A 12116-nucleotide genomic window follows, 5' to 3' on the forward strand; every position below is an offset into this window, starting at 1 on the left:
CCATGCTGCCCAACAGGTCACGGACATCGGTCCTGGTCTTCCTGCTCCCGCCGCTGCTGCTCTATGGCGCTGCGGTCCTCTTCCCCATCCTGCAGTCCCTGTTCCTGAGCTTCTTCTCCTGGAACGGCATCAGCGAGATGGAATTCGTCGGCCTGGCGAACTACATCCGGATGTTCGTCGGCGATGACATCTTCTGGCGGGCGTTCCTGAACGCGCTGATCTACCTCGCCATCTGCCTGGTGCTGCAGCTCGGCGGGGCCCTGGCGGTCGCGAGCCTCCTTACCTCCCTCCGCCGCGGACGGGAGCTCATCAAGACCGTCTACCTGCTGCCGGCCGTGATTTCCACGGTGGCCATTGCCTTCCTCTTCGTCCGGATCTACTCGCTGGAACCAGTGGGGCTGCTGAACCAGCTGCTCCACTGGATCGGACTGGGCAGCCTGGAACGGCCGTGGCTTTCGGATGTGAACACGGTCCTGGCGGCCGTGTCCGCACCGGAAGGCTGGCGGTTCACCGGGTTGTACATGCTGATCATCTACGCGGCACTGCTCGCGGTGCCCAAGGAACTGGAGGAAGCGGCCGTCCTGGACGGCGCGTCCCGCTGGACCCTGTTCAGCAAGATCCGGTTCCCGTACATCCGCCCGGTGTGGATCACCACCACCATCATGGCCACCACCTACGGCCTGCGGGGGTTCGACATCCCCTACCTGATGACCAACGGCGGTCCGGGGCAGTCCTCCGAGCTGCTCACCACCTATATGTACAAGACGGCGTTCACCAGCACGGACTTTGGCTATGCGAGCACCATCTCGGTGTTCATCGTCATCGAGTGCCTCGCCGCCGTCGGCCTCATCCTGTTCCTGCTGAAGCGAAAGGCAGACGCATGATCACCCAGGCAGCCCCGCCCGCCCAGCCGCCCGCCGTCGTACCTCCCACGCCCACCGTGAAGCGCCGCAAGCGCCGGCCGGACCTGTTCCGCACACTCTCCCGGGTGCTGATCATGCTCATCGTGATCGTGCAGGTGTATCCGCTGGCATGGCTGTTCCTGACCAGCCTGCGCAGCGAACGCGACTTCGCCACCGGCGACCCCTTCGCGTTGCCGAGTTCGCTGACGTGGGAGAACTACGCCCGGGCCTTCGAAACCGGCGACCTGGGCCGGAACATCCTGAACAGCTTCGTGGTGACCATGGGCGCCAACGTGCTCATCGTCCTGCTGGGGATGATGGCCGCCTATGCCATCCAGGTGCTGGGGTTCCGGCTCAGCAAGCTGGTCCGCGGGCTGTTCCTCATCGGCATCATCGTCCCGGTGCAGATCGCGCTGGTTCCGCTGTTCATCGACTACTCGCAGGTGAACCTGCTGGATACGTACCAGTCGATGATCATCCCGCTGGCCGGTTTCTCCCTGCCCATGTCCGTCTATCTGTTCTCCTCGTTCTACGAATATATTCCCAAGGAGACATATGAGGCGGCGTCCCTGGACGGTGCGGGACCGTACCGGATCTTCGGCCTGATCACGCTGCCACTGTCAGTGAACACGGTGGTCACCGTGGTCCTGGTGAACAGCATCTTCATCTGGAACGACTTCATTTTCGCCAACACGTTCGTGCTCTCCGAGGACCTCAAGACCATCCCCCTGGGCCTGCAGAACTACATCGGCGCCATGGGCAAGGTGGACTGGACGGCAACCTTTGCGGCCGTGTGCGTGACCATCACCCCGCTCCTGCTGGTGTTCCTGGTGCTCAACAAGGCCATGATCCAGGGGCTCGAGAGCGGAGCGACCAAGGGATGACGGCCCCTGCTGCTGGATATACTCCTGAAGGAGGGCAGATGAGTTCAATGGAGAATGGTGCAGGCGCGGCCGGCGGCGTGCCGCAGGATCCGCCGCACGCGCCGGAGCGGGCCCACCCCGTGACCCTCCGCGAGGTCGCGGAAGCGGCCGGTGTTTCCACCGCCACGGTATCGCTGGTGGTCAACAAGAAGAAGGACGCCCGCATAGCGGAGGAAACCCGGCGGCGCGTGAAGGAGGCCCTCCGCACCCTGGGCTACCGGCCCAACGCGATGGCAAAGACCCTGGTCAGCGGCACCTCCAAATTCATCGGGCTGGTGGCCGACGGTGTGGCCACCACGCCCTTTGCCGGCCAGATCATCCACGGGGCGCAGGACGAGGCGTGGAAGCACGGGTATGCGCTGCTCATCGCCAATACCGAGGGCAATGGCGAGCTGGAGCAGGACGCCATCAGCATGATGCTCGAATACAAGGTCCGCGGCATCCTCTACTCCACCTGGTTCCACCGGGCCACCGATATTCCGGCCCCGTTGCGCGAAGCCGACTTCGTCCTGGTGAACTGCTTTTCCGATGAGCCGGGCGCCCGGGCCGTCGTCCCGGACGAGGTCCAGGGTGGCCGGTCTGCCACGGAGATCCTGCTGCGGAACGGCCACCGGCGCATTGCGTTCATCAATGCCACCATTCCGGCGCCGGCCAAGGATGGCCGGCTGGCCGGATACCGGCGGGCCCTTGAGGAGGCCGGTGTCCCGTTCGATCCGGCCCTGGTGATGGAGTCCTATCCGGACCAGGAAGGCGGCTACCGGGCCACGGCGGAACTGCTCACACGGGATGTCACCGCCGTGTTCTGCTACAACGACCGGATGGCCATGGGCCTCTACGACGGCCTGCGGGAACACGGCCTGGCCATCCCGGACGACATGGCAGTGGTGGGGTTCGACAACCAGGAAGTGATTGCCGCCCACCTGCGCCCGCCGCTGTCCACGGTTGCCCTGCCGCACTACGAGTTGGGCGCTGCGGGTGTCCGGATGCTCCTGGGCCTCGACCCAGCCGTCGGCGGGGCAGCGAAGATCCACTGCCCCGCCGTCGAGCGGGCCTCCGTCCAGACCAAGGCCCGGGCGTAACCCCCGGCTGATCCCGCCGGCGGCGTCAGGACGCGCGGAGGCGGCGTTCGACGTCGGCCGTCTCCGGGTACGCCGCCTGGGTGCCTTTCCGGGTGGTGGCCAGGGCGGCCGCCACAGAGGCGAAGGCGGCAGCTTCGGCGAGGGCGTCTCCGGCGGCCAGCCGGACGGCAACCGCTCCCGTGAAGGCGTCGCCGGCCCCGGTGGTGTCCACGGCGTCCACGCGCGTGGGCGCCACGAAGGTCACCTGGGCGCCGGGAGCCGCCTCCGAATCCAGCACCACGGACCCGTGCGCGCCGAGGGTGACGAGGACCTGCCGGATCCCCCGCCCGGCAAACCGCTCCCGGACCGTATCCCATTGCGCCGCGTGGGCCTCCGCGCCCGGGACCGAAGCCCCGGGGCCAAGGAACAGCGCCGCCTCGTGGGCGTTCACCAGCAGGACGTCTGTCAGTTCCGCCAGCTCCGCCGGAATGTGCGCGTACGGCGAGAGATTCAGCAGAACCGTTGCGCCGGCGTCGTGCCCTGCCTGCGCGGCGGCCAGCACGGTGGGCATGGCCACCTCCAGGCAGAGGCTGACGACGGCGGCACCGTCCAGGACGTCCGCGGCGCCGGCGACGTCGGCGGGGGACAGCGTGCCGTTGGCTCCTGCGGAGATGATGATGTTGTTCTCGCCGTGGGCGTCCACGGCGATCACCGCGACACCGGTGGGTTCGCTGGAGGTCCGCACGTGCCCTACGTCCACCCCTGCACCGGCAACCGAGGCCTGGAGCATGTTGCCGTTGGCGTCATCCCCCACGGCCCCCACCAGGCTGACGTGTCCGCCGAGCCGGCCCGCGGCCACGGCCTGGTTGGCGCTCTTGCCGCCCGGGTTCACGGCGAATCCGTTGCCGTGCACGGTCTCGCCGGGCTGCGGCAGGCGTTCGCAGTAGATGGTCAGATCTGCATTCAGGGAGCCGACGACGACGATCCGGCCGGTGTTCTGCGCCTCGCCACTCACGGGGCCACCTCGGCCTCAACCGGCTTGGGGATCAACAGCGAGGCGGCGAACGCCGCCACGGTGAGGGCCAGCCCGACAAGCACGACGGTCAGGTAGGAGGCCTTCGCATCGCCGAGCGCCTGCGTGGCCACCAGGACCGCGGGCAGGATGAGGAAGCTCAGGCCCGCACCCAGGTTGAAGGCGCCGGCATTCATGCCGGGCAGGAAGCCGGGGTTGCCGGCGGGCGAGAGGACAACGCCGAGTCCGTTGAGCATGATGTTGACGGTACCGGCGTACATGATGCCCAGCAAGACGGTGCCGGCAATCATCATCGGCAGGCTGCCCAGGCCGAAGAAGGCGATGACGGCCAGTGCTGCGATGCTGCCGAGGAGCCCGATCCGCAGCACCTTGGTGTACCCGAGGACGGGGGCCAGCCGCCCGCTGAGCGGACCCACCAGCCAGCCGAGCAGGGCGTACGGGGTGAGGATGATCAGCGACATTTCGGTGGGGCCGATGCTGAAGCCGGGCGCCGCGGCCTGGACGTAGGCCGGGACGATGCCGTTGATGACGGCGAAGATGCCGGTCATGGTCAGGGTGGTGGTGAGCAGGGGTGCCCAGGTGGCGCGCTGGCGCAGGTGCACGGTTTCCACCATCGGCTGGGCGGCCCGCTGTTCGGTGCGCCAGAAGGCGAAGAAGGCGACGGCGGAGACGAGGACCAGCGCCAGGCTCAGGATCAGCGTGGCGGCCGAGAAGCCGGCCACCAGCTTGGAGCCTTCGTTCAGGGCGGTCAGCAGGGCGCCCACAGCCACGACGATGAAGAAGACGCCGCGCCAGTCCATGGTGGTGCCGGCGGCAGGCTTGCTCTCCCTGGCAAGGACCAGGACGAGGGCGGTGGCGGCAGCGGCCAGGACCACCATCAGCCAGAAGATGCTGCGGAAGCCGAAGTGCTCGGCGAAGTAGCCGCCCACGAAGGAGTCGACGCCGGCCACGCCGCCGTTGACGGCGGTGATGAGGCCCATGAGCGTGCCGTATTTGCGCGGGTTGCTCACGGCGGAGCGCAACATGATCAGGCAGAGCGGGACGGTGGGTCCGCTGACGCCCTGGATGATGCGGCCCACGAAGAGCCAGGTGACGTCCGGGGCGAGCGCGGCGATGACGGAGCCCGCGGCCATCAGCACCATCATGCCCACCAGGACCTTCTTGCGTCCCACAATGTCGCTGAGGCGGGGCAGGAACAGGGAGAACAGGGCGGCGGCTGTGAAGAACCAGGTCTGGGAGAGGCCGATGACGGCCTGGTCGGTCTTGAGTTCCTCGCCCATGGTCACCAGGGCGGGGCTGAGCATGGAGGCGTTGAGCTGGAACGCCACGCAGGCGGCCAGCAGGGCGGTCATGAGGGCTGCGGTATTGCCGCGGCCGGTGGTGGTTTCGGTGGTCGTGGCGGTCATTTACTTGACCCCTACGGCGGTGAGGTGGGCACTGCGGCCGGGTTCGACGTCGGACGCGGTGCCGTTGTCCTTAAGGTCACGGGCGCCGGGCTCGCCGATGCGGACCAGCGCGTCGGTGACGAGGTCCCAGAACCGCGCGTGGTCCAGGTCCACGGCCACGCTGGTGTGGCAGTCGGCGGGAGCGGGGGCGCGGAAGTCGGCCACGGTCATGCCGAGGGTGAGGGTGCCCTGCAGTTCGATGTTGACCGGCACCTTGCGGGTGCTGACGATGCTGGGATCGATCACGTAGGCCACGGCACAGGGGTCGTGGACGGGCGGATAGTCGAAGCCCTGGGCGTCCTTGTAGGTGTGGGCGAAGAAGTCCATCAGTTCGGTGACGAACTTCGCCGGGGTGGTGCCGATGGCGGCGATTTTCGCCACGACGTCCGGGGTGGCGAGCGCTTGGTGGGTGAGGTCCAGGCCCACCATCACCACGGGCCACTTCTCGTTGAAGACGATGTTGGCTGCCTCGGGGTCGATGATGATGTTGAACTCGGCCACGGCGCTCCAGTTGCCCACGTGGTAGCCGCCGCCCATCAGGACCACTTCCTTGACCCGTTCCACGATGCGCGGTTCCTTGCGGGCGGCCAGGGCGATGTTGGTCAGGCCGGCAGTGGGGACCAGGGTGACGGTGCCGGGTTCGTGGGCCATGACGGTGTCGATGATGAGGTCCACGGCGTGGCGCGGGTCCAGCTCGATGGTGGACTCGGGCAGGGCGGGGCCGTCCATGCCGGACTCGCCGTGGATGTCCGGGGCGGTTTCGATGCTGCGGACCAGGGGCCGCGGGCAGCCGGCGGCGAAGGGGACTCCGGTGATGCCGGCGATGGTGCCTACGGCCAGGGCGTTGCGGGTGACTTTTTCGAGGGTCTGGTTGCCCACCACCGTGGTGACGGCCAGCAGTTCGATGTTCGGGTTGCCGTGCGCGAGCAGCAGGGCTACGGCGTCGTCGTGGCCGGGGTCGCAGTCCAGGATGATCTTCCGGGGCTGGTGCTGACTCTCTTGCGGGTTTGGTTCCACGATGGTTCTCCACGTCATTGGGGCCTGCCGGGGAGGCAGGGGTCCAGTATTCCGGGAGTGATCATGGCACCGTTTTGTGGTCCACGTCAAGCGCTTAACGTGGCGGCGGCGTTTGCCCACGTCAAACGCTTGATGCCTTGCGCCTGCTGACTGGACCAGCGGCTGCCTAACCGAAGGGATTCCAGGCCGCATCCGGGAAAAGTGCCGCCAGCGCGGCCCGGAGCATCAGGAACCCCACAATGCCTGCCACCCACAGCACCGCCTCCCCGGCCACCCGCGACAGCCACGCGCCAAGGCGCGCCAGCGGGGCATCCAGCACGCTGCCAAGGGCAAGCCTGCCGGCCACCAGGAGCCCGGCAGGCAGCAGCATCACCAGGCAGTAGGCGCCAAGGAGGGCAGCGGAAAGGGCCCAGCCAGCACTGGAGGTCGTCAGCAGCCCAATTGCGCCGATATACGGCAGCATGGTGGGCACCTCGAGCAATCCCGCGAGCAGCGCCAGGCCCAGCAGTCCGCCGGGGGTCCCCACTGCACGGCCAATCCTCCGCTGCCACCGGGCCTCGACCGGTGATGGCCCGGGCTCCTGCGCAGCGGCCACCCCGCTGGACCGCTCGGCACGGGCGCCGCGGCCCTGGAGGCGTGCAGTGTCCGGGGAACCGGTCATCCTGCTTGGAAAGGGCGGCTCCGTCGGCGTGGAAACCCCGCGCCCGGGCCTTCCTCCCAATACGGCCCACGCCAGCAAGCCGCCGCCCGCCACCAGCATTCCCCACTGCACGGCAGGCAACCCGCCGAGGGCCCCGAGGTCCGCACCCCACGCCCCGGCGGCCCCGGCCACACCTGTCAGCAGGCCAAGTCCGAGCAGGAAGTAGAAGAGCCCGATGGCTGCGAGGTAGGCCGCCGCCTTTCCGGTGACGGCTGCCCGCCCCCCGGAGTCCCGGCGCAGGAGCAGCCACACGGGAATCACCAGCGTGCCGATGCTGGTGCTGTCGATCAGGGCGAGGATGGCCAACTGGGCCAGGAGTTCTGCAGTCACAGGAAGAGTCTGCGCCAACCTGCCTCCTGGCGCGTCGGGCATCGGAGGGAGGGCGGACTCATCCTTTAGTCGCAGAAACCGCGCTTGAGACAGGCCGGCGCTCCCCTCTGCGGCAGGATGGGACCATGCATTCAACACCGGGCACCATCCGCCGTGAGGACGTGGTCCTGGCCCTGGCTTACGCGGGGCTCACCTGGCTGCTGCACTCACTGGGCATTACCGCTACCGGCGCCCCGGCAGTCCCTTCGCTGGAGCCATGGTGGCCCGCGCTGGCGCTGGCCGGATCCGCCGTCGTGGTGCTGCGCCGGAGCACCACCCGGGTGATGGTTCCGGTTTCCCTCCTCGCAGCGGTGGCGCTCCTGCTGGCGGGGGCGGCCGGCGGGTTCTTCCTGCTGTTCGAAGCCGTCTTCTCACTGGTGTTGTTCGGCACCGCGAAAGCGGCCAAGACGGCGGAGGTGGCGGTCCTTGTCCTGTGCGCGGCCGGAGGGGCGGCGGCATGGCTGGCAGGTGGGTCCTTCGCCGATGGCGTTGTAGCGCTGCTCGCCGGTGCCATGGTGCTGCTGCTGCCGGCCGAATGGGCAGGGAATGTCCGCAAGGCCAGGGAACTGGCCGTCAGCGAGGGGGCGCGTGCCGCTGCAATCCGAGGCGCGGCACGCGACCAGGCACGGCTGGCTGCCCGTGAGCACGAACTTGAGCTCGCCGGCGCGCGGCAGGAGATGGCGCGTGAGCTTCACGACGTCCTTTCGTCCAGGCTGTCCGCGATCGCGTTGCAGTCGGCTGCTGCGCTGAACACCGCGGACCCGGCCTTGGACCGGGAGGTCCTGGCCCATGTGCGCCGCGAAAGCGTAGCGGGGCTGCGCGACCTGAACGCCATGATCCGGATGTTGAACGCCGGGGAGCCGCGGGCCCTGGCCGGCGATGTCGGGGATTTGGACGCCGTCATTGCCGGCCATCGCGCTGCCGGGATGGACCTCGAATGGAACAACGCCCTCCCCGGCGGAGGCGAGGACCTTCCCGGCGGCACGCAGGCTGCCATCCACCGGTTGATTGCCGAATCACTGGTCAACGCCGGGCGGCATGCCGCGGGAGCCAGCGTCCGGGCCAGCCTTGAGGAAGTTCCTTCCGGCATCCGGCTGAGGGTTGCTGACGATGGCGGCACCGAGGAACCGCAGGGAAACACGGCCGGAACAGGGACGGGACTGCCCAGCATGAGGGCCCGGGCTGAGCAGCTGGGCGGGTATGCGATCGCCGGCCCTGAAGGCCACGGCTGGAGAGTAGAGGCGTTCCTTCCGACAAACGGCACGGGCACGGTGGAGAACGAGGCATCATGAGCGGACGAATCTCGGTATTGCTCGCGGACGACCATGCCGCCATCCGTGTGGGGATCAGGATGGTGCTCCACGGGGCACCCGGGTTCGATGTGGTCGGCGAGGCAGGTGACGGTGCCACCGCCGTCGCCATGGCCCGGACCCTGCGGCCGGACATCGTCCTGATGGACGTGCGGATGCCGGTGAGGGATGGAGTGTCGGCTACTGCCGAAATAGTCTCTGCCGGGTTGTCGAAAGTCTTGGCTTTGACCACTTTTGACCACGATTCCTATCTTTTTGGCATGCTGTCCGCCGGCGCCGCCGGCTTCCTGTTGAAGACCGCTGAACCCGCAGAAATACTCCATGCGCTGGGCCGCGTCCACGACGGCGGGACTGTGATCGCGCCCGAAGTGGCCGGCCGGTTGGTGTCTGCGGCCATCAATGGAGCAGCGGCGGCACCCACCCCGGCAGCGCCGGCCGGTGAGCTGACCGCCCGGGAACGGGAGGTGCTGGACTGCCTGGGCGATGGCCTCAGCAATGCCCGCATCGCACGCCACCTGTCCATCTCGGAAGCAACGGTCAAGACCCACGTTTCAAACGTATTGGCAAAGCTGCAGGTGGAATCCCGCCTGCAGGCTGCGTTGGTGGCAAGGACTCTGTAGCGGGAATGCCGCCGTACCGCGGCGGCGCGTCCGTGGTGGGCGGCCCGATCAGCTGCCGGCACCGGGTCGCACTACGATCGAGGTATGGATTCCGGGGAACGAGTGCAGCAGCGGGCGCGGCCCCGGAGGGTAACGGCGGCCATGGTGGCCGCGCGGGCCGGTGTTTCGGTTGCCACGGTGTCGCTGGTGGCCAACGGCAAGACGGCCGGCCGGGTCTCCGAGGACAACATTTCCCGGGTGCAGGAAGCCATTGCCGAGCTTGGCTACGTGGTGGATGGCATCGGCAGTTCGCTGGCCAAGGGCGTCAGTTCGATCGTGATCCTGGTGGCACCGGATATCTCCAACCCATTCTTCGCCAAGGTGATCAGCGGGGTCCGGGAATCGCTGGGGCCCAATTACCAGCTGCTCCTCTCGGTCACGGACTCAGGTGAATTTCCCAAGGCTGCGGACGTCCGGAAGCTGATGTCGCTGCGGCCGGCAGGCCTTTTGGTTGATGCCCCGAATGCCGGGTTCCTGGCGGACCTTTCCGTGGCCGGCCCCCTGGTCCTGCTGGACGCTCCCGGCCTGGAGTCGTTTGCGCCGGCCGTGAACCTTGACGTCGCCCAAGGTGCGCGGGAGCTGGCCGCGCACCTTGCCGGGGCGGGCCACCGACGCGTGGCCTACCTGGACAGCGTTACCGGAACCGCCACGTTCTCCATCCGCCGGGAGGCCTTCCTGGCCGAAGCCGCCTCACTGGGCATGACCGTGGATCCGGACCAAATGCCCGCCACCACCATCGATGTGGGTGCCGCGGCGGCTGTCTTCGCCGACGCGTGGCCGGACTGGCAGCGCGCGGGGGTGACCGCCGTCGTCTGCGCCACGGACACCCATGCGTACGGGGTGCTGCAGGAAGCCCGCGTGGCCGGGGTGCGCATTCCCGCGGAGCTGGCCGTGGCGGGGTTCGATGACCTGCCGTATTCGGCGACCAGCAGCCCGGGCCTGACCAGCGTGCACCTGCCGGCGGCAAGCCTGGGGCTGAAGGCTGGTGAACAGCTGCGCCGGCTGATGGAAGGGCGGGCGTTGGAGCAGGAGGAACTCGTCCTGGAAAGTTCCCTGGTGGTGCGCGGCTCCACGTCGGCAGGCGAAACGTAGCGGCGCCGGCGGGTTCCTGTCGGACCCCGGCCGTAAGCTGGGATTATGCCGAGTAACTGGGAGAGTCTGGACGCGTCGCAGCGTGAGTCGGTACAGCACAATGTGGAGATCTATGAGCGCGTCCGCCCTGCCCTGAAGCTCATCACCCGGGACGTCCTCCTCACCCTTCGTGACATGCTCAAGGGTACCGAGGTGACTCCGCTGTTCGTCAGCGGCCGCACCAAGACGGTGGAGTCTTTCAAGGAAAAGATCTCGCGGACCGAAGAGCCGCTGGAGCACGGCGGCCCGCGGCTGCTCAAGTTCCCGGACCCGTTCCGGACGCTCAATGACATGGTGGGCATCCGGGTGATCACCAAGCTCCCGGCGGAGAACGCCGTGGTGGCCAACATCATCAAGCGCCAGCGGCAACTCTTCGACTGCCGTGGCGACCGGGAGAAGGACATCGGCTCCATCGAATCCGGCACCTATGGATACTCCAGCCGGCACCTGATCCTGCGGACCATCCAGAACGAGGCCGTCAAGGAGTACCAGCAGGTCTTCAATCCGGACGCCGTGCCCAACGGCAGCTACTTCTTCGAGTGCCAGATCCGTACCATCTTCGCCCATGCGTGGAGCGAGATTGAGCATGACATCAGATTCAAGGCCGAGGATCCGCGCGCGTGGACACCGCACTTCGACCGGCAATTCACGGCCACCGCCGCCATGCTGGAGACCGTGGAGACGGCTTTCGCGGACCTGCATGAACGGTACGAGGAAGTCCGCAGCTTCTGGGACATGGACGGGGAAGGCGCGGCAGCCCTCACCCCGAACCGGATCCGCGACGTCTGGCGGACCCTGCTCCCGCACGTTGACCGGAAAGTGGACGACGACTGGGGCTGGGCCGCGGAACTCCTGGCCGCCCACGGCCTCAACCAGACCGTGCAACTGGCGGGCCTGCTCAGCGCCAACCGCATCACCGAGGTCCGCAAGGCCCTGGACCACCGCTACTCCCCCGGCCCCGACCGGCTGATGGATGACCTCCTGCTGTGGCAGTACGGCACCAAGCACATCGACCTCACCGCAGAACCGGCCGACGCCGTCCCGCACCCCCGGCGCGACAGCCTCCTGCGGCGGCTGCGGCAGATCGAGCGGTACAGGATGACGAAGACGTAAGGGTTCGTGTTAGGAGCATTTGGCTGCTCCATGGGGCGAAACCCTCTTCCCAGGCCGTTCAGGAAAGGTTGTGGACTGCCCCGGCCCAGCGGGGGCCGGAGACGGCCCGGCGGACAGCCCGGGCACGGGCGTGGAAGTCGATCTTTGGCATTCGCGGAGAAGGGTCAGCGCGACTGCCGGGATCATTCAAGGTGGCGGGCGGTGCCGCATTGGCGGCTGTTGTGGCGTGGTCGGCGATCAGTCCCATGCCGGCGTATTCGCGTACAGCGGCGATGCCGGCAACGGCGTCGGTCTTGGTATCGAAGGGCTTGGACACTGCCATAACGGTTCCATCGGGTGCTGTCAGCCGGAACCTGAACGCTGATTCTGCGTCGATAAATAGTTCGAACATTCCTGCCATTGCGATCCTTTCGTCTGCGGGATCTTGAGGCGGCACCGTTGCCGCCAGAGGGGCAC

12 protein-coding genes are annotated in these 12116 nt (G+C 67.7%); 7 read left to right on the plus strand and 5 right to left on the minus strand.

Annotated elements, in window-relative coordinates:
• The first annotated feature begins 2 nt into the window (after positions 1-2).
• Genes QRM96_RS06085 through QRM96_RS06095 form a run of 3 tightly spaced genes read left to right on the plus strand, consistent with a single transcriptional unit; the run spans position 3 to position 2904 of the window.
• Entirely contained in the window at positions 3-884 is an 882-nt protein-coding gene (locus QRM96_RS06085) for a carbohydrate ABC transporter permease (RefSeq protein WP_285318854.1), read from the plus strand.
• Complete coding sequence (locus tag QRM96_RS06090) at positions 881-1786, plus strand: carbohydrate ABC transporter permease (RefSeq protein WP_285318855.1); 906 nt, start codon at positions 881-883, stop codon at positions 1784-1786. The genes QRM96_RS06085 and QRM96_RS06090 overlap by 4 nt, the downstream gene beginning before the upstream one ends.
• Before the next feature lie 47 nt (positions 1787-1833).
• On the plus strand, positions 1834-2904 hold the full coding sequence (locus tag QRM96_RS06095) for a LacI family DNA-binding transcriptional regulator (protein ID WP_285319068.1): 1071 nt from the start codon (positions 1834-1836) through the stop codon (positions 2902-2904).
• Between the two features lie 25 nt (positions 2905-2929).
• On the opposite strand, the gene QRM96_RS06100 is transcribed toward QRM96_RS06095, so the two are convergent.
• The 4 genes from QRM96_RS06100 to QRM96_RS06115 all read right to left on the minus strand — a co-directional run bounded on the left by QRM96_RS06100 (position 2930) and on the right by QRM96_RS06115 (position 7408).
• Positions 2930-3898, minus strand: a complete 969-nt coding sequence (locus QRM96_RS06100) for a ribokinase (RefSeq protein WP_285318856.1) — start codon at positions 3896-3898, stop codon at positions 2930-2932.
• The gene (gene uriT / locus QRM96_RS06105; protein WP_109044159.1) at positions 3895-5322 is read right to left on the minus strand and encodes a uridine transporter UriT; all 1428 of its coding nucleotides are present in this window, start codon (positions 5320-5322) and stop codon (positions 3895-3897) included. The genes QRM96_RS06100 and uriT overlap by 4 nt, the downstream gene beginning before the upstream one ends.
• A complete protein-coding gene (uriH, locus tag QRM96_RS06110; RefSeq protein ID WP_109044160.1) occupies positions 5323-6396 on the minus strand; it encodes a uridine-preferring nucleoside hydrolase UriH in 1074 nt (357 codons plus the stop codon).
• 148 nt (positions 6397-6544) lie between these two features.
• Positions 6545-7408, minus strand: a complete 864-nt coding sequence (locus QRM96_RS06115; RefSeq protein ID WP_109044161.1) for a GAP family protein — start codon at positions 7406-7408, stop codon at positions 6545-6547.
• 125 nt (positions 7409-7533) lie between these two features.
• On the opposite strand from QRM96_RS06115, the gene QRM96_RS06120 reads away from it, so the two are divergent.
• The 4 genes from QRM96_RS06120 to QRM96_RS06135 all read left to right on the plus strand — a co-directional run bounded on the left by QRM96_RS06120 (position 7534) and on the right by QRM96_RS06135 (position 11660).
• Positions 7534-8739, plus strand: coding sequence for a sensor histidine kinase (locus QRM96_RS06120; RefSeq protein WP_285318859.1), 1206 nt, complete (start codon positions 7534-7536; stop codon positions 8737-8739).
• The gene (locus QRM96_RS06125) at positions 8736-9377 is read left to right on the plus strand and encodes a response regulator (protein ID WP_109044163.1); all 642 of its coding nucleotides are present in this window, start codon (positions 8736-8738) and stop codon (positions 9375-9377) included. The genes QRM96_RS06120 and QRM96_RS06125 overlap by 4 nt, the downstream gene beginning before the upstream one ends.
• Before the next feature lie 84 nt (positions 9378-9461).
• Positions 9462-10508, plus strand: a complete 1047-nt coding sequence (locus QRM96_RS06130) for a LacI family DNA-binding transcriptional regulator (protein WP_109044164.1) — start codon at positions 9462-9464, stop codon at positions 10506-10508.
• A 45-nt stretch (positions 10509-10553) separates the two neighbouring features.
• Positions 10554-11660, plus strand: a complete 1107-nt coding sequence (locus tag QRM96_RS06135) for a GTP pyrophosphokinase (protein ID WP_109044165.1) — start codon at positions 10554-10556, stop codon at positions 11658-11660.
• A gap of 58 nt (positions 11661-11718) precedes the next feature.
• Here QRM96_RS06135 and QRM96_RS06140 read toward each other — a convergent pair whose 3' ends face one another.
• The gene (locus QRM96_RS06140) at positions 11719-12060 is read right to left on the minus strand and encodes a YegP family protein (protein WP_285318862.1); all 342 of its coding nucleotides are present in this window, start codon (positions 12058-12060) and stop codon (positions 11719-11721) included.
• Positions 12061-12116 lie beyond the last annotated feature (56 nt).

This window comes from Pseudarthrobacter sp. lyk4-40-TYG-27 (assembly GCF_030209295.1).
In the GTDB taxonomy this organism is placed as follows: domain Bacteria; phylum Actinomycetota; class Actinomycetes; order Actinomycetales; family Micrococcaceae; genus Arthrobacter.